This is a genomic window from Amycolatopsis sp. NPDC005232, from assembly GCF_040607795.1.
Lineage (GTDB): Bacteria > Actinomycetota > Actinomycetes > Mycobacteriales > Pseudonocardiaceae > Amycolatopsis.
Map to the genome: position 1 here is coordinate 1 of NZ_JBEXHL010000034.1, position 16,850 is coordinate 16,850.

At 72.2% G+C, this 16,850-nt stretch carries 15 protein-coding genes; 11 read left to right on the forward strand and 4 right to left on the reverse strand.

The window, feature by feature from the left end; translation table 11 throughout:
• Nucleotides 1-155: 155 nt before the first annotated feature.
• The 3 genes from ABZU76_RS41000 to ABZU76_RS41010 are packed head-to-tail and all read right to left on the reverse strand — an operon-like array spanning nucleotide 156 to nucleotide 2,467.
• Nucleotides 156-905 carry a GntR family transcriptional regulator gene (locus ABZU76_RS41000; protein WP_354880482.1) on the reverse strand — a complete coding sequence of 250 codons (750 nt, stop codon included), beginning with the start codon at nucleotides 903-905 and terminating at the stop codon, nucleotides 156-158.
• A complete protein-coding gene (locus ABZU76_RS41005; protein ID WP_220241177.1) occupies nucleotides 902-1,810 on the reverse strand; it encodes a LysR family transcriptional regulator in 909 nt (302 codons plus the stop codon). The genes ABZU76_RS41000 and ABZU76_RS41005 overlap by 4 nt, the downstream gene beginning before the upstream one ends.
• A 36-nt stretch (nucleotides 1,811-1,846) precedes the next feature.
• Complete coding sequence (locus ABZU76_RS41010) at nucleotides 1,847-2,467, reverse strand: UbiX family flavin prenyltransferase (RefSeq protein ID WP_255638063.1); 621 nt, start codon at nucleotides 2,465-2,467, stop codon at nucleotides 1,847-1,849.
• Between the two features lie 200 nt (nucleotides 2,468-2,667).
• Between ABZU76_RS41010 and ABZU76_RS41015 the strand changes: the two genes are divergently transcribed.
• The 7 genes from ABZU76_RS41015 (at nucleotide 2,668) to ABZU76_RS41045 (ending at nucleotide 10,362) form a co-directional block, all read left to right on the forward strand.
• Entirely contained in the window at nucleotides 2,668-3,702 is a 1,035-nt protein-coding gene (locus tag ABZU76_RS41015) for an amidohydrolase family protein (protein WP_220241173.1), read from the forward strand.
• Nucleotides 3,699-4,502: an alpha/beta fold hydrolase gene (locus ABZU76_RS41020; protein WP_354880487.1), complete on the forward strand. Its 804-nt coding sequence runs from the start codon at nucleotides 3,699-3,701 to the stop codon at nucleotides 4,500-4,502. The genes ABZU76_RS41015 and ABZU76_RS41020 overlap by 4 nt, the downstream gene beginning before the upstream one ends.
• Complete coding sequence (locus ABZU76_RS41025; protein ID WP_354880490.1) at nucleotides 4,499-5,380, forward strand: xanthine dehydrogenase family protein subunit M; 882 nt, start codon at nucleotides 4,499-4,501, stop codon at nucleotides 5,378-5,380. The genes ABZU76_RS41020 and ABZU76_RS41025 overlap by 4 nt, the downstream gene beginning before the upstream one ends.
• A gap of 46 nt (nucleotides 5,381-5,426) precedes the next feature.
• Complete coding sequence (locus ABZU76_RS41030) at nucleotides 5,427-5,891, forward strand: (2Fe-2S)-binding protein (protein ID WP_255638853.1); 465 nt, start codon at nucleotides 5,427-5,429, stop codon at nucleotides 5,889-5,891.
• Nucleotides 5,888-8,239: a xanthine dehydrogenase family protein molybdopterin-binding subunit gene (locus tag ABZU76_RS41035; RefSeq protein ID WP_354880493.1), complete on the forward strand. Its 2,352-nt coding sequence runs from the start codon at nucleotides 5,888-5,890 to the stop codon at nucleotides 8,237-8,239. Before ABZU76_RS41030 ends, ABZU76_RS41035 begins: the two co-directional genes overlap by 4 nt.
• Before the next feature lie 10 nt (nucleotides 8,240-8,249).
• A complete protein-coding gene (locus ABZU76_RS41040; protein WP_354880495.1) occupies nucleotides 8,250-8,915 on the forward strand; it encodes an SRPBCC family protein in 666 nt (221 codons plus the stop codon).
• Nucleotides 8,916-9,006: 91 nt separating this feature from the next.
• Entirely contained in the window at nucleotides 9,007-10,362 is a 1,356-nt protein-coding gene (locus ABZU76_RS41045) for a solute carrier family 23 protein (RefSeq protein WP_354880498.1), read from the forward strand.
• Between the two features lie 16 nt (nucleotides 10,363-10,378).
• On the opposite strand, the gene ABZU76_RS41050 is transcribed toward ABZU76_RS41045, so the two are convergent.
• On the reverse strand, nucleotides 10,379-11,728 hold the full coding sequence (locus ABZU76_RS41050) for a tannase/feruloyl esterase family alpha/beta hydrolase (protein ID WP_354880501.1): 1,350 nt from the start codon (nucleotides 11,726-11,728) through the stop codon (nucleotides 10,379-10,381).
• Between the two features lie 154 nt (nucleotides 11,729-11,882).
• On the opposite strand from ABZU76_RS41050, the gene ABZU76_RS41055 reads away from it, so the two are divergent.
• From ABZU76_RS41055 to ABZU76_RS41070, 4 genes are all read left to right on the forward strand, one after another.
• Complete coding sequence (locus ABZU76_RS41055; RefSeq protein ID WP_354880503.1) at nucleotides 11,883-12,836, forward strand: PHB depolymerase family esterase; 954 nt, start codon at nucleotides 11,883-11,885, stop codon at nucleotides 12,834-12,836.
• Between the two features lie 122 nt (nucleotides 12,837-12,958).
• Nucleotides 12,959-13,684: an IclR family transcriptional regulator gene (locus tag ABZU76_RS41060; protein ID WP_354880506.1), complete on the forward strand. Its 726-nt coding sequence runs from the start codon at nucleotides 12,959-12,961 to the stop codon at nucleotides 13,682-13,684.
• 83 nt (nucleotides 13,685-13,767) lie between these two features.
• Nucleotides 13,768-15,372, forward strand: coding sequence for a thiamine pyrophosphate-dependent enzyme (locus ABZU76_RS41065; protein WP_354880509.1), 1,605 nt, complete (start codon nucleotides 13,768-13,770; stop codon nucleotides 15,370-15,372).
• Nucleotides 15,369-16,847, forward strand: a complete 1,479-nt coding sequence (locus ABZU76_RS41070) for an aldehyde dehydrogenase family protein (RefSeq protein ID WP_354880512.1) — start codon at nucleotides 15,369-15,371, stop codon at nucleotides 16,845-16,847. The genes ABZU76_RS41065 and ABZU76_RS41070 overlap by 4 nt, the downstream gene beginning before the upstream one ends.
• Nucleotides 16,848-16,850: the final 3 nt, after the last annotated feature.

Below are 16,850 nucleotides of genomic sequence, written 5' to 3' on the forward strand. Positions count from 1 at the left end.
GGGACCCCAACCTGGGGCCGGGGGCCCGGGTCCACCCCCCCACTGGGGGATGGGCGTCGTAACACCCCCCCCTTGGGGCGTTGGGGTCGCTCCCCCCCCCCCCACGCCACATTGGGGTTGTTTCGCTGGCCGGGGACGCTGTGAGGCAGGTCGAGTCAGGCGTCGGGCGGGCCGGGGGAGCGCTCGACCTGCAGGCCCGACCAGCCGGACTCCTCTATCGCCTGCAGCCCGGCCGCGATGATGGACTTCGTCAGCGCCACGGCCAGCGGGGCGTCGCGGTCGCGGTAGGCCTCCAGGAGCCGCTCGTGGTCGTCCACGGAGCGCGTGAGGCGGCCGGGCAGTGACAGGCTCACGTGGCGCAGCTGGAGCGTGCGCAGGCCCAGTGAGCCGAGCAGGCGGGTGAGCTGGTGGTTGCCCGCGACCTCCGCCTCGGCCTGGCGGAAGGTGACGTTGTGCCAGAAGTAGGAGTCCACGTCGCCGTGTTCGGCGTCCTCGCGCAGGTGGGCCTGCCAGTTTTCCAGCACGTCGAGCGCGCTGTCGGGGGCGTTGCGCACGATCAGCTCGCTGACCAGGCCGTGCAGGCTCGCGCGGATCTCGTACATCTCGCGCGCCTGGCTCAGCGTCACCGGAGCCACGCGCGGGCGCCGGCGGGCCGGGATGTCCACGAGGCCTTCGCGCTGCAGAGTCAGCAGCGCTTCGCGCACGGGCGTGCGGCTGCTGGTGTAGCGGCGGGCGAGCTCGACGGAGTTCACGTCGGCGCCCGGCGGCAGGCGGCCGTCGATGATCTGCACCGCGAGGTCCTCGACGATGCGGTCCACGAGCGAGATCTCGGTGCGCCCGTCCCGCAGGATGCGGCGCAGGACGTCGGTGCCGGGCCGTTCGCCGGTTTCGTCCGGCACGGTCACGGGGTCTCCTCGGGGGTCGTGGCCGCGCGCAGGACGTCGAGCATCTGCTGTGCGGCCGGGGGGTGGCTCGCGTTGAGCAGCCGGACGGCCGCGATGCGCCGGCGCGGCGCGGGACCGGCGATGTCCACGGCGACGACGTCGGGCCGCAGCGCCACCAGCGCGAGCCGCGGCGCCGCGCTGATGCCGACGCCCGCCGCCACCAGGCCCTGCGCCGACAGGTAGTCCTCGGTGGCGAAGCCGATGTCCGGTTCGAACCCGGCGAGCCGGCACAGCGTCGTGAACGCCTCGTCGTACGGCGGCCGGTGGCTGCGCACCACCCAGCTCTCGCCCGCGAGCTCGCGCAGCTCCACTTCGGACTCACCGGCCACGGGGTGGTCCACCGGCACGAGCACGCACAGCGGGTCGTCGGCCAGGTGGATCCACTCGATGTCGGCGGGCACCGAGCGCGGGTCGAAGTCGTAGTCCCAGGCCAGGCCCAGGTGGATCGAGCCGTCGCGCAGGTTCGCGGGCATGTCGGAGGCGTGGGCCGAGCGCAGCACGATCTTCGTGTCCGGGTAGCGCTCCTGGTACGTCCGCACCACGCGCGGGATGAGGTCCGCGCCGGCGGTGGGGAACGCGCCGAGGCGCACGTACGACTGCTGCGCCTTGAGGTCCTGCATCTCCTGCTCGATGTTCGCGATCGTGCCGAGCAGGCCCGTGCTGCGCTCGGCGAGGATGCGCCCGGAGTCGGTGAGCTCGATGCCGCGGGGGCCGCGGATCATGAGCGGCACGCCCAGCTGCCGCTCCAGCAGCGCCATCTGCTGCGACACGGCGGAATGGGTCATGAACAGGGCTTCGGCCGCCGCGGTGAACGAGCCGCGTTCGGCCACCGCCGAGAAGATCTGCAGTCGCCGAGCTTCGAGCACCCGAGTCCTTTCCCGACCGCTCGCGCGGTCCCGCCGTCAGCCACCGTGGGTGAGAGCGTCTTTGCGTCTGGTCACGTCACCGTCCCACGCCGGGGGAGCGAGCTCCCACAGGCCCACCCGGGAGAGCGCGCGGCGAGCGGTGAAGTCCACCAGGTCGTCGATCGTCTCGGGTCGAGAATAGAAGGCCGGGACCGGGGGCGCGATGATGGCGCCCGCTTCGGCCGCCGCGGTCATCGACTTGAGGTGCCCGAGGTGCAGCGGCGTCTCGCGCACCATGAGCAGCAGCGGCCGGCCCTCCTTGAGGCACACGTCGGCGGCGCGGGCGACGAGGTCGTCGGTGTAACCGGTGGCGATGGCCGAGAGCGTCTTGATGGAGCACGGGGCCACCACCATGGCCTCCACGGGGAACGAGCCCGACGCGATGGTCGCGCCGATCTCGCCGGGCCGGTGCGTGACGTCGGCCAGCTCGCGCACGTCCTCGGCGGACAGGTCGCACTCGTGGCGCAGCGTCACGATCCCGGCCTTCGACAGGATGAGGTGCGTCGAGAAGTCCGGACGCTCGCGGAGCAGTTGCAGAATGCGCACGCCGTAACACGCACCGCTCGCCCCGGTAATGGCCACGACGACGTTGCGCCGCGGAAGTCCTGTCTCCGTCAACGGGTACCTGCCTTTCGCTGTCACCCGGTTGTGGTGCCGGGCTCGGGTCATCGCATCACGCCGGGCCCCGCCCGCGCGAGGGGGCCGCTGTAAGAACTGCTTACCGGGGCCGACAGCAAAGCGCGCTGGTTGCCCCTGTCCTGGGCACCTAGCGTCGAGGACCAGCGAGTTTTCCCACACGTGGTCTTCGGCACTGAGAGGTGAGTCGGACGGACAGCGACGAGATCGTCCCCTACCCGGTTCTCGACACGCACGCGCACATCGTCCCGCCGTCGCTGCTCGCGGCGCTCGAGAAGGCGCCCGCGTGCGGCTTCAGCGCCCGGCGCACGGAGAAGGGCTGGGTCGTCGACGTGCCCGGCATGGGCGAGACCCGCCCGATCGGCGCGCGGATGAACGAGACCGGCCCGCGGGCCGGCTGGCGCGCGCAGACGGGTGTGGCGACCCAGGTCATCTCGCCGTGGATGGACATCCAGTCGGCGTTCCTGGAGCCGCCCGCCGCGCGCGACTGGGCCCGCACGGTCAACGACGCGATGGCCGAGTCCGTGGCCGAGCTCGGCGGCGGTACGACCGCGCTGGCGTCCGTGGCCACCGACGACGGCGAGCAGGCCGCCGCCGACCTGCTGGAGGCGTGGAAGCGCCCCGAGTTCACCGGCGTCATGCTGAGCACCGACCCGCTCACCGGTTCGGCGCCGCACGAGGAGAACTTCGAGCCACTGTGGACGGTCGCCGCGCGCGAGGAGATCCCGGTGGTGCTGCACCCGCCCACGTACGGGCCCTCGGGTGAGCTCGCCACGCTCGGCACCATGGGCAACGTCCACGGCCGGCTGATCGACAACACCGTCGCCGTGACCGAGCTGATCCTCCACGGCCTGCTCGACCGCCACCCCGGCCTCAAGGTGATCCTCGTGCACGGCGGCGGGTTCCTGCCGTACCAGGCGAGCCGGCTCGACGGCGGCTACCGCACGAAGGAGGCGTTCGCGGGGGAGCTCGAGCGGGAGAAGCCGTCGGACTACCTGCGCGACTTCGTCTACGACACCGTCGCGTTGTCCGCGCCCGCCATCCGCTTCCTCACCGGGCTCGTCGGCTCCGACCACGTGGTGCTGGGAAGCGACTACCCGTTCGCGCTGGGCGACCCGCGCCCCGTGCACACCGTGCTGGACGCCGGACTGTCCGAAAGCGACACCGAGGCGATCCTGCGCACCAACGCCGAGAAGATCTTCCGGAGGCCCGCATGATCCCGTCCACCTCGACCGCGGGTCCGCTGGCGGTCCGCCGCTGGGGCGCGGGCGAGCCCGTGGTGCTGCTGCACCCGCTCGCCACCTCCGGCGAGCTGTGGACGCCGCTGGCCGAAGCGCTCGCCGACGAGTTCCAGGTGTTCGCGTTCGACCTGCGCGGCCACGGCGAGTCCTCGTGGGACGGCAAGCCGTTCTCGATCGCCGACCTGGCCGACGACCTCGGCGCCGCGCTCGACTCGCTCGGGCTCGAGAGCGTGTCGCTGCTGGGCCTGTCGATGGGCGGCAGCGTCGGCGTGAACTTCGCCGGCCGCTTCCCGGGCCGCGTGCGTTCGCTCGTGCTCGCCGACACCACGGCGTACTACGGCGACGGCGCGCCGCAGGTCTGGGCCGAGCGCGCGGAGAAGGCCGTGTCCGTGCCGCGCTCGAAGCAGGTCGCGTTCCAGCTGGACCGCTGGTTCTCCCCGGAGTTCCGCGAGGCGAACCCGAACGAGGCCGACCGGATCGTGAAGATCTTCCTGCGCACCAACAGCGAGGCGCACGCCGCGGCGTCGATCGCGATGGGCGAGATGGACTCCCGCTCGCTGCTTCCGTCGGTCACCGCGAGCACGCTCGTGCTCGTCGGGGAGCACGACTACGCGACGCCGCCGGAGATGGCGGCCGCACTGGCCGAGGGTATCCCCGGCGCCGCGCTGGAGGTCCAGACCGGCCTGCGGCACATGTCCCTGATCGAACGGCCCGCGCTCGCCGAGCGCGTGCGGGCGCACCTCAAGACCGGCAAGACCGGCACGGAGACCGCATGAAACCCGGCAGGTTCACTTACCACTCGCCACGCAGCCTCGACGAGGCGCTCGCGACGCTGCAGGTCTACGGCGACGACGCCAAGATCCTGGCCGGCGGCCAGAGCCTGATGCCGATGCTCAACTTCCGCCTGGCGCGCTTCGAGCACCTGGTCGACGTGAACCGCGTCGGCGCCGAGTACGCCGAGCCGACGTTCGGCGACACGCGCATCACGATCCCGCTGCTCGTGCGGCAGCGCCGCGTCGAGCGCTCGGCCGAGGCCGCCGCCGTGCTGCCGGTGCTCACCGAGGCGTTGCAGCAGGTGGCACACCCGCAGATCCGCAACCGCGGCACGATCTGCGGCAGCCTCGCCCACGCCGACCCGGCGGCGGAACTGCCGAGCGTGCTCTCGGTGCTCGACGCGACGTTCACGATCGCTTCGTCCCGCGGGGTGCGCGAGGTGCCGGCGGAGGAGTTCTTCCTCTTCCACCTCACCACCTCGCTCGAGCCCGACGAGCTGCTGCTGCAGGTCAGCGTGCCGCGTCCGCCGGCGAACCAGTTCTCGGCGTTCAGCGAGTTCGCGACGCGGCGCGGGGACTTCGCGCTCGCCGGCGTGGCCGCGGTGTGCGAGGTCGACGCCGCCGGCGTGGTCACCGCGTGCCGCATCGCCGCGGCCGGCGTCGCGCCCACCCCGCACCGGCTCACCGAGGTCGAGGCGCTGGTCACCGGCGCGTCCCTGAACGACGACCTGTTGCCCGAGGCCGAAGCCGCCGCCCGCGCGCAGGTCGACCCGACGGGGGACATCCACGCGAGCGCCGAGTACCGCAGCCGGCTCACCGGCGTGCTGGTCAAGCGCGCGCTCGCCGACATCCGAGGAAAACTGGAGGCCACCCGTGCGTGACCACGCGACGGAGTTCCCCACCCGCACCCAGGACGAGACGCACACCGTGGGGTGCACGGTCAACGGCCGCGAGTACGAGGCCGTCGTCGACCCGCGGATGACGCTCGCCGACTTCCTGCGCGAGAAGCTGCGCCTCACCGGCACGCACCTCGGGTGCGAGCACGGCGTGTGCGGCGCGTGCACGGTGATCGTCGACGGCGCCGCCACGCGCTCGTGCCTCATGCTCGCCGTGCAGGCCGACGGTGCCCAGCTCGAAACCGTCGAGGGCCTGGCCGAAGACGGCGAGCTGTCGCCGCTGCAGTGCGCGTTCAAGCGCAATCACGCGCTGCAGTGCGGTTTCTGCACGCCCGGTTTCCTGATGAGCGTGACGGCGGCCTTGCGCGAGGAGAGCGTGACGACCGAGGAGCAGGCCCGCGAGGTGCTGTCCGGCAACATCTGCCGCTGCACCGGCTACACCGGCCTCGTGAAGTCCGTACTGGAAGCCTCTGCCGGAAAGGACGCCCAGGCATGAGCGACACCCTGGTCCCCGAAGGCACGATGATCGGCCGGCGCCTGGAGCGCCGCGAGGACGAGCGCCTGCTGACCGGCCACGGCGGTTACCTCGACGACCTCGACCTGCCCGACGCGCTCGCGGCCGCGTTCCTGCGCTCGCCTCACGCCCACGCGAAGATCCTCTCCTTCGACGCCACCGAGGCGCTCGCGCTGCCCGGCGTGATCGCCGTGTTCTCCGGCGCCGACCTGATGGAGATCCAGAAGCCGCTGGCGCCGAAGGTGCAGCACCCGCAGCTGCGCGACTACCCGCGCCTGCCGATGCCGCCGGCCGAACTGCACTACGTCGGCGAGCCGCTCGCCGTGGTGATCGCCGAGTCGCGCTACATCGCCGAAGACGCGATGGAGCTCATCGAGGTCGACTTCGAGGTGCTGCCCGCGGTCGCGTCCACCGCCGTCGCGTTGCAGGAGAACGGCCCGCTGGCCCACTCCGGCGACGAGACCAACGTCGCCGTCCTGCTCAGCCAGAGCGCGGGTGACGCGGCCAAGGCGCTCGCCGAGGCGCCGAACGTGCTGTCCGACGAGTTCTTCGTGATGCGCGGCGGCGGCCACTCGATGGAGACCCGCGGCGTCGCGGCGCGGTTCGAGGCGGCGACCGGGCAGGTCACCATCTGGGACACCACGCAGGCCCCGCACTACGCGCGCCAGCAGCTTTCGGTCATCTACGAGATGGCCGAGGACGACATCCGCGTGATCGCGCCGGCCGACGTCGGTGGCGGGTTCGGCCCGAAGGCCCAGTTCTACGGCGAAGAGGTCGTGATCCCGTGGGTCGCGATGAAGCTGGGCCGCGCGGTGAAGTGGGTCGAGGACCGCCAGGAGAACATGGTCACCTCGATGATGGAGCGCTCGCAGACCCACCGCGTCGACGTCGGTTTCGACAACGACGGCAGGCTGCTGGCGGTCAAGGACGTGATCGAGCACGACCAGGGCGCGTACTGCGCGGGCCTGCAGGTCCCGTCGATCACCACTTCGACCGTGCCCGGCCCGTACCACGTGCCGAACATCGCGATCGAGCTGCGCGCGTGCTACACGAACATGGTGCCGACGTCGTCGGTGCGCGGCGCGGGCCGCCCGCAGGCGGTGTTCGTGATGGAACGGATGATCGACCGGATCGCCGAGCACCTCGGGCTCGACCCGGCGGAAGTGCGGCGCCGCAACCTGATCCAGGCCGACGAGTTCCCGTACAAGGTCGGCATCATGTTCCGCGACGGCAGCCCGCTCACCTACGACAGCGGCGACTTCCCGACGCTGCTGGAAGGCACTCTCGAGCGCATCGGCTACGACGAGGCGCGAGCGCTGCAGGCCAAGCTCCGCCAGGAGGGCCGCTACCTCGGTATCGGCCTGTCGGTGTACATCGAGGGCTGTGGTCTCGGCCCGTACGAGGGCGCGAAGATCCGGCTGACCAACAAGGGCCGCATCCTCGTCACGCTCGCGGCGGCCGGGCAGGGCCAGGGTTACGAGACCGTCTACGCGCAGATCGCCGCCGACGGCATCGGGCTCGACATGGACTACATCGAGGTCAAGACCGGCGACACGGCCCGGATCCCGTTCGGGCAGGGCACGTTCGCCTCGCGCATCACGGCCACCTGCGGGCCGGCCGTGATGGACGCGGCGAAGCAGATGCGCGAGCGGCTGCTCGACACCGCGTCGGTGCTGCTCGGCTGCGACGCGTCCGAAGTGGACTTCGTCGGCGACAAGGCCTGCCTCGGCGGGGACCTGGAGAAATCCGTTTCCCTGCAACAGCTCGCGCAGACGGCGAACATCGGCAAGCACGGCATCACGATGCCGCGCGGCATCAAGGCCGGTATCGAGACGTCGAGCTACTTCTCGCCGGAGCGGGCCGCGTACGCCAGCGGCGCGCACGCCGCGCTCGTGGAGGTCGACCCGGAGACCGGCGAGATCGAGATCGTCAAGTACGTGATCGGCCACGACTGCGGCAACGTGATCAACCCGCTGCTCGTCGACGGTCAGGTGCTCGGCGGCTTCGCCCACGGCATCGGCAACGCGATGTACGAGGAACCGGTCTACGACGTCGAAGGCCAGCCGCAGGCCACGAGCTACCTCGACTACGCGCTCGTGTCGGCCACCGAGGTGCCGCCGGTCGAGCTGTTCCACATCCAGACCCCCAGCCCGCTCAACCCGCTCGGGGTGAAGGGCGCGGGGGAGGGCGGCACGATCCCGGCGCCGGCCACGATCGCCAACGCTGTGGAGGACGCGCTGCGCCCGCTGCGGGCCCGCATCACGCGCGCACCCATCACCCCGGCGCGCATCGTCGACGCCATCGTGGCCGCGGCCGCGGACCAGGACTGAAAGGCACCGGATGCTCATCGAAAACTCCTTCGACGTCTCCGCCGACCCGGACGAGGTCTTCACCTTTCTGCAGGACGCGCACAACGTCGCCGCCTGCTTCCCGGGCGCGGAGCTCGTGGAGGACCTGGGCGACGACTCCTACCGCGGCAAGGTGAAGATCAAGGTCGGCCCGGTCACGGCGGCCTACCAGGGCGTCGCGAAGATCGTGGAGAAGGACGGCGCCGCCCGCGTGGCCGTGCTGGTGGCCGACGGCAAGGACACCCGCGGAGCCGGCACGGCGAAAGCCAAGGCGACCATGCGCGTGACGCCGGCCGAAGGGGGAGCGCACGTCTCCCTCGAGACCGACCTGACCATCTCCGGCAAGCTCGCGCAGTTCGGCCGGGGCATCATGTCCGACGTGTCCGGGCGGATGGTCGGCGAGCTGGCTTCGCGGGTGCGGCAGCGGATCGAAGCCGGGGAAGAAGCCCCGGCCGTGGCTCCCGCTCCCGCCCCGGCCGCCGCGGTCAACGGTTCGGCCGCTCCCACGCCCGCCGCGACCGCTACGGCGACCCCGCCGCGTCCCGCTCCGCAGTTCGACGAAGCACCGCCGATGAAGGCGTCGGTGCTGATCCGCATCGTGCTCGCCGGTTACCTCGAAAGGTGGGCCGCGCGCCTGCGCAAGTCCACCGAAGCCTGACCCGGCCACCGCCCGACCGATCCACGCTCCGCTCCCCGTCCCCCCGCTCGATGGCCGCCGCAGCCGTCCGTCATCGCTTGGAGCTTCCCCCATGGCCGTCACCGCCGCCGCCACGGCTCCTGCCACTCCCGAAACCGAACCCGTGCCGATCTTCGACATCGGGATCGACGACAAGGTCAAGGTCTCGAGCTCGATCGGGCTCGGGGTCCAGAACATCCTCGGCATGGCCGGGCTGCTGATCTTCCCCGCCCTGATCGGCACCGCGTTCAAATTGTCGGCCACCGACACCGCCTACCTCTACGGCGTCACGTTCATGACGTCCGGGCTCGTGGTGATCCTGCAGTCGGTGTTCCTGCTGCGGCTGCCGATCGTGCAGGGCCCGTACGCCGGTTCGCTGGCCGCGCTGCTGGCCGTGGGCCACGGCAAGGGCGGGCTGGGCGCCGCGTTCGGCTCGATGGTCGTGGCCGGCCTGATCTGGTGTGTGCTCGCGATCCCGATCAAGAAGTACGGGCTGGTCACGTACCTGTCGAAGTTCGTGCGCGACCCGATCATCTGCGGTGTGCTGGTGCTGATCCTCGCGACCCAGCTCACCAGCACCGCGTTGCCCAACGTGCTGGGCACCCCTGGCAGTCCCGGGTTCCCCGGCATGAACCTCGTGTCGGGGTTGGTCACGGCGCTGGTCGTCATCCTGCTCACGTTGCTGCCCAAGGGAACCATCCTGCGCCGCGGTGCCGTACTGGTCGCGGTGATCGTCGGGACGGTCGTGTATGCGATCTTCGAACCGACGCATTTCGCGGGCGTGGTGCACAACGTGGGCTTCACGGTGCCGCGGATCTTCCCGTTCGGCTTCTCGGTCGACGGCGAGCTCGTGCTGATCTTTTTCATCACGCTGTTCCCGGCGATCGCGGAGAGCATCGCGACCTACGACATCGTCGCCGGTTGGGGCGGCCAGGAGCTGTCCGGCTACCGCGTCTCGCAGGGCGTGTTCGGCGAGGTCGTGGGCAGCACCGTCGGCGCGGTCTTCGGCGGCATGTCCACGCTGGCCTACCCGGACAACATCGGCCTGCTGCGGGTGACGAAGGTCGGCTCCCGCTACGTGACGCTGGCGACCGGGGTCATCCTGCTCGTGCTGGGCGGTCTCGGCCCGTTCGACCACCTGCTGCAGGCCGTGCCCCTGCCCGTGCTCGCCGCGGCCGGCACCGTCCTGTTCGGAGTGCTGTTCGCGAGCGCCATCGACGCGCTCTCGGGGGTGCACTGGTCCCGCGACAACCTGATGCTCGCGGGCTTCCCCTTCATCACCGCGATCGGCGGGCTGTTCGTGCCGCCCGCGACGATGAAGGTGCTGCCGCAGGTGGTGCAGCTGATCCTGCAGCAGCCGCTGATCCTCGGCACGGTGCTGCTGCTCCTGATGAAGGCCGGGTACGGCTTGCGCCGCAAGGAGTCCTGAGGTTCCTGACGCTCGGTCACAGTGAGCAGGCGGTGGCCAGCTCCGCGGGAGTCGCACCCGCGGGGCGGGCCACCGTCGCCGAGACCGGCGGCTGCACCCCGCGCAGCCAGCCCGCGAGCGCGGTGAACGCCGTGCGGAAACACGGGGCGATCGGCCGGAGCCGGTCCGGGAACGTGTCGACCAGCCCGTCGACGTGGTTGCCGTCCTGGATGCGGTAGTAGCGGTGCAGCGCGCCCCGGCCGGCGCGCTCGACCATCCGGTCGTAGACGTCGGAGTCGCGGCTGATCGGCAGGAGGCTGTCGAGCGTGCCGTGCAGGGTCAGCAGCGGACGGCCGATGCGCCCGGTCAGCGCCACGCGCTCCACCGCGCGGTGCACCGCGGCCGGTCGCGCTGCATAGTCGTAGTCGGCGTCGCATGCCGGGGTTCCGCTGGTGCAGAACGGGATCCCCGCCGCGAGGGTGCCGTCGAAGCCGGGATCGACCTCGGCGCGGTAGGTGCGTTGCGTGAGGTCCCAGTAGACCTGGTCGTGGTAGGGCCAGAGGAACTCCGAGCCCGGCGCGAAGCCCGCGTCGAGGATCGCTTGGTGCGCCTGGGGATCGCCGGCGGCGTAGGCCGGGTATTCGCGCAATGCCGGGGGCAGGAACGTCAGCAGGTTCGGTCCGTCGGCCGTCCAGAGCGTGCCCTCCCAGTCGACACCGCCGTCGTAGAGCCACGGCCGGTTTTCCAGCTGCCAGCGCACGAGGTAACCGCCGTTGGACAGCCCGGCCGCGATGGTCCGCGCCGGTGCGCGGCCGTAGTGCCGGGCCGCGGCGAGCTTCGCGGCGACGGTCAGTTGGGTGACGCGGTCGTTCCACTCGGCGAGCGCGTCGCCGGGACGCCGTCCGTCGGCGTAGAAGTCCACGCCGGTGTTCCCCTTGTCCGTGGCGGCGAACGCGTAGCCGGCGGCGAGCACCTGATCGCCGATCGCGCGGTCGTTGGCGTACTGGCGGCGCGTGCCGGGGGAGCCGGAGACCACGAGCCCGCCGTTCCAGTGGTCCGGCAGGCGCAGCACGAACTGAGCGTCGTGGTTCCAGCCGTGGTTGGTGTTGGTCGTCGACGTGTCGGGGAAGTAGCCGTCGACCTGAACGCCGGGCACGCCACTCGGCGCGGGCAGCGCCGCCGAGGTCAGGCCCGCCCAGTCCGCCTGGACGGTGTGGCCGGTGGCGAGCGTGCCGGTGGTGGTCAGGTCGTCGAGGCACGCCTGTTCCTGGTGTGCCGCACCGGGAACGGGGACCGGCGCGCACCGGGCCGCGGTCGCCGCCGGGGCCGCGAGGACGGTGCCGGCGAGCAGGCCGGCGAGGACGAGGGGGAGCCGCCGCGTACGCATGCCGGAACCGTAGGTCCGGACCACTGCGGGCGGTATCCGGCGGGACCACACAAACCGGGCGCGAGTTGTGGTGGTCGGCACCGTGGGAACGCGGAGTCGGCGTTCCTACGCTGAGCGTGACGGTGCTCACCGAGGTCACAAGGAGGTGGTCGGTGTGCGGAAGGTCCTCACCGGGCTGCTGGTGTCGGCTCTGCTGGTGCTCCTGCCCGGGTTCGCGTCGGCGGCGGCGATCAAGGAGGTCACGGGGTTCGGGGCGAACCCCGGCGCGCTGAAGATGTACGAGTACGTGCCCGACGGGCTGCCCGCCGGGCGGCCCGTGGTGGTGGCGTTGCACGGCTGCACGCAGAACGCGACGGGCTACGGCCAGGGCACTGGCTGGGTCGAGCTGGCCGACCGCTGGCACTTCTCCCTGGTGCTGCCGCAGCAGCAGTCCGCGAACAACATCACGAGCTGTTTCAACTGGTTCCAGGCTTCCGACACCGCCCGCGGGTCGGGGGAAGCCGAGTCGATCGCGCAGATGGTGCGGCGCGCGGTCGCGGACACGGGTGCCGACGCGTCGCGGGTGTACGTCACCGGTCTGTCGGCGGGCGGGGCGATGACGTCGGTGCTGCTCGCCGCGTATCCGGAGTTGTTCGCCGGCGGCGCGGTGGTGGCCGGTCTGCCGTACGGCTGCGCGTCTTCGGCGCTCGACGCGTACTCGTGCATGTACCCGGGCAAGAACCTCACGCCCGCGCAGTGGGGTGCGAAAGTCCGTGCGGCGGCGCCGTTTTCCGGCGCGCGGCCCACGGTGAGCCTGTGGCAGGGCACGGCGGACTTCACCGTCGCGCCGGTGAACCTGCGTGAGCTCACCGACCAGTGGACGAACGTCGCGGGCGTGGCCGCCACACCGTCCACAACGGACACTGTCGGCGGTTTCCCGCACGCGGTCTACCGCGACGGCTCGGGCCGCGCCGCGGTCGAGACCTACTCGATCACGGGTATGGGCCACGGTCAGCCGGTCGCTCCCGGCGCCGGCCCCGACCAGTGCGGGCACGCCGGCGCGTACCTCCTCGCCGTGGGTGTCTGCGCGGCGGCGCAGGTCGGAAAGGCGTGGAACCTGGCCTCCTGACGCGGGGACCGGGTCGCCTCCGCTTGATTCCGCCGCGCCACGGGCGGATGATGGGCGACTCGGTATCCCCGAGGTCAGGGAGGCGCGCGATCGCCGGTAACGCTGCCGAACCCGGGCGCACGGTGCTCAGCCGTGCGTTCGCGATCCTGGATTCGTTCCTCGACGGCCGCCCCGAGCAGACGCACGGCGAGATCACGCGAGCCACCGGGTTCGCGCCCGCCACGGTGTACCGGCTGCTCGCGGAGCTCGTCGGCTGGGGCGCGCTCGAACGCACCGGCCGCGGCCGCTACCGCGTCGGCCTGCGGCTGTGGCAGCTCGGCTCACAGGCGCCGAGCGGGCGGGAGTTGCGAGACGTCGCGCTGCCGTTCCTGCAGGACCTGCTGCAGGTGACCCACGAGGTCGTGCACCTCGTGGTGCTCGACGAGGGCCGCGCGCTCTACCTCGAAAAACTCGAGGCGCACCCGGACGTGGTGGTCACGTCGCGCGTCGGGAAACGGTTGCCGCTGCACGCGACCGGACCCGGCAAGGTGCTGCTCGCGCACGCGCCCGCCGAGTGCGTCGACGAGGTGGTGTCGGCCGGCCTGGACCGGCGCGCCAGCGGCACCATCACCGATCCCGCGCAGCTGCGTGGCGTGCTCGCCGAGATCCGCCGCTCCGGTGTCAGCATCTCGCGCGACGAGATGACCGACGGCGCGTCGTCGGTCGCCGCGCCGGTGCGCGGGCTCGCCGACGAGGTCATCGCGGCCATCTCCGTGGTCGTGCCCAGCAGCACGCCGAACCTCTCGCCGCTGATCCCGGTCGTCCGGATGGCCGCGCTCAACGTCTCGCGCGCGATCCAGACGGCCTGAATTTTCCGTCCAGTGAGAGTAGGGCTGGGCGCGACAGACGGACGTACCGGACACTCCTGAGCCACACACGCCAGGGAGGTTCCTTGCCCGCCACCGTCCGAGACGCCGCGTTCGACGTCCTGCGCCGCTACGGCGCGACGACGTTGTTCGCCAACCCCGGCTCGACCGAGATCACGCTGCTCACCGACCTGCCGAGCGACTTCGAGTTCGTGCTGGCGCTGCACGAGGGCTCGGTGGTCGGGATGGCCACGGGCTGGGCGCTCGCCGCGGACCGGCCGGCGGTCGCGATCCTGCACACCACGGCGGGCCTGGGCAACGCCGTGGGTGCGCTGGCGACCGCGCGCGTCAATCGGGCGCCGCTGGTCGTGCTCGTCGGGCAGCAGGACCGCCGCCACCTCGCGCTGGAGCCGTTCCTCGCGGGCCACCGGCTCGACGACGTCGCCGCGCCCGCACCCGTGTGGGTGGGGGAACCGCCGCGGCCGCAGGACGTGCCGGGCGCGCTGGCCCGTGCGTGGCACGAGGCCCGCGACCACCGCGGCCCCGCGCTGGTGATCGTGCCGATGGACGACTGGCTCGCACCGGCCGCCGACGACGAACCGCTGCCGGCGCCGGCGCGGCTGGTCCGGACCACGGCGGCCGAGCCGGAGGTCGTCGCCGAGCTCGAGAAGTTCTTGGCGGAGGCGGAAAAACCGGTGCTCGTGGTCGGTGCCGGCGCGGACGACGCGGAGACCTGGCACGCGCTGGAAGCGCTCGCCGAGCGGCTGCAATGTCCGGTGTGGCAGGAGGCGTTCGGCGCCCGCGCCGGGTTCCCGCAGGACCACCCGCGGTTCGCCGGGCACCTGCCCGCGGGCCGCGCGGAGCTGCGCAAGGTGCTCGCCGGCCACGACGCGGTGCTCGCCGTGGGCGCGCCGGTGTTCCGGCAGTACCCGCGCGAGCCCGGCCGGCTGATCGGCCCGGGCACGCGGATCGCCGTGGTCACCGACGATCCCGACGAGGCCCACCGCAGCCCGGCCGACCTCGCGGTGCTCGCGCGGCCCGCCGCCGTGTGCGGTCCGCTCGCGTTACGGCTGCCTGCGCGTCCGGCGTCCGCCGAACCGCCGGGACGCAGGATCGACCTGCCCGAGCCACCCGTCGACGGGTTGGCACCGGAGCACGTGTTCGCCGCCCTGGCCCGGCGGATTCCGCGCGACGCGGTGCTCGTGGAGGAGACCCCGTCGAGCCGGCCATTGCTGCACGCGCTCGTGCCCGCTCGCGCGCCGCTCGGTTTTCTCAGCGCCGCCATGGGCGGCCTCGGTTTCGCGGTGCCCGCGGCGATCGGCGTGCGGATGGCGCGTCCGGACCGCCCGGTGGTCGCGGTCGTCGGCGACGGCTCGTCGCTGTACGCGATTCAGGCGCTGTGGAGTGCCGCGCATTACGGCGTGGGCGTGCTCGTCGTGGTGCTCGCCAACGGCCGGTACGCGATCATGGACGAGCTGGCCGCCCGGCACGGTGAACGCTCGGCCGCGCCCGGTGCCGCGCCGTGGCCCGCGTTCGACGAGATCAGCGTGAGCGGTCTCGCGCGCTCGCTCGGGTGTCCCTCCCGGCGGGTCGAGACCCACGAGGAACTGGAGTCCGTTTTGGACGAAGTACTGCCCGCGCTGGCGCGGGCCACCCGGCCGCTCGTGCTCGACGTGGCGGTGGTGCGGTGAGCGCCCCGCCCGGCCCGCTGCTCGGCGGGGTCCGTTGGCAGGGAAGGATCTTCTCCGGCGGCTGGGTGCCCGGGTCCGGCGGCGAGTACGACTCCGTGGAACCGGCGACGGGTCAGGTGCTCGCGCGCGTCGGCGCGGCGTCGGCCGCCGACGTGCCCCAGGCGTCCGAAACCGCGCGGCGCGCACAGCAGGAGTGGGCCGCGCTGCCCTACGACCAGCGGGCCCGGGTGCTGCGCCACGCGGCGCGGCTGTTCGAAGATCACGCCGACGAGATCGATGAGTGGCTCGTGCGCGAGTCCGGGGCCACGCGGCCGTTCGCGCGGTTCCAGACGGGCGCGGTCGCGGCCGAGGAGTGCCACGAGGCCGCGGCGCTGGCGGCCCACCCGTACGGCGAGCTGCTGCGCTCCAACCAGCCGCGGCTGTCGATGGCGCGGCGAGTCCCGGCCGGGGTCGTCGCCGTGATCTCGCCGTTCAACGCGCCGATCATCCTCTCGATTCGCGCGATCGCGCCCGCGCTGGCGCTGGGCAAAGCCGTGCTCATGAAGCCCGATCCGCGCACGGCTGTGTGCGGGGGCGTGGTGCTGGCCCGGGTCTTCGAGGAGGCGGGCCTGCCCGAAGGTCTGATCCACCTCTTGCCGGGCGGGGCCGACGTCGGCGGGGCTTTGGTGGAGGACCCGCTGGTGCGGGTGATCGCGTTCACCGGCTCCACGCGCGCGGGCCGGCAGATCGCCGCGGCGGCGGGGGAGCGGCTCAAGCGCGTCCACTTGGAACTGGGCGGGAACTCGGCACTGCTGGTGCTCGACGACGTCGATGTCGAGCAGGCAGTGTCCGTCGGCGCGTTCGGCTCGTCCAACCACTCCGGGCAGATCTGCATGGCCACCAGCCGCCATCTCGTGGCGGAGAAAATCGCCGCCGATTACGCGGCCGCGCTCGCCGAGCACGCCGCCCGCCTGCCCGTGGGCGACCCGGCGCGGGCCGACGTCGCCGTCGGCCCGATCATCGACGCCGGGCAGCGCGACCGCATCCACGAGATCGTGACGAGCAGCGTCGACGCGGGCGCGAAGCTGGCTACCGGCGGCACGTTCGAGGGCCTCTTCTACAGCCCGACGGTGCTCACCGATGTCCCGCTGACCGCGCCGGCGTACGCCCAGGAGATCTTCGGGCCGGTGGCCCCGGTCGTGCCGTTCTCCACAGTGGACGAAGCGGTCCGCCTGGCCGGCGGTACCGAATACGGCCTGTCACTCGGCATCCTGACCCAGGACGTCTCGAAGGGGCTCGCGCTCGCCGAGCGGATCCCGTCCGGACTCGTGCACATCAACGACCAGACCGTGAACGACGAGGCGCTCGCGCCGTTCGGCGGGGTCGGCGAGTCGGGCACGGGCTCCCGCCACGGTGGTGCGCGGGCCAACCTGGAGGCGTTCACCGAGACCCAATGGGTCACCGTGCGCGGTGACCTCCCGCGCTATCCCTTCTGACGC

What these genes read in the sequence shown, in the direction of transcription:
- ABZU76_RS41020 (WP_354880487.1), top strand. Translation starts at nt 3,699, where the DNA reads ATGATCCCGTCCACCTCGACCGCGGGTCCGCTGGCGGTCCGCCGCTGG.
- ABZU76_RS41025 (WP_354880490.1), top strand. Translation starts at nt 4,499, where the DNA reads ATGAAACCCGGCAGGTTCACTTACCACTCGCCACGCAGCCTCGACGAG.
- ABZU76_RS41035 (WP_354880493.1), top strand. Translation starts at nt 5,888, where the DNA reads ATGAGCGACACCCTGGTCCCCGAAGGCACGATGATCGGCCGGCGCCTG.
- ABZU76_RS41040 (WP_354880495.1), top strand. Translation starts at nt 8,250, where the DNA reads ATGCTCATCGAAAACTCCTTCGACGTCTCCGCCGACCCGGACGAGGTC.
- ABZU76_RS41045 (WP_354880498.1), top strand. Translation starts at nt 9,007, where the DNA reads ATGGCCGTCACCGCCGCCGCCACGGCTCCTGCCACTCCCGAAACCGAA.
- ABZU76_RS41050 (WP_354880501.1), bottom strand. Translation starts at nt 11,728, where the DNA reads ATGCGTACGCGGCGGCTCCCCCTCGTCCTCGCCGGCCTGCTCGCCGGC.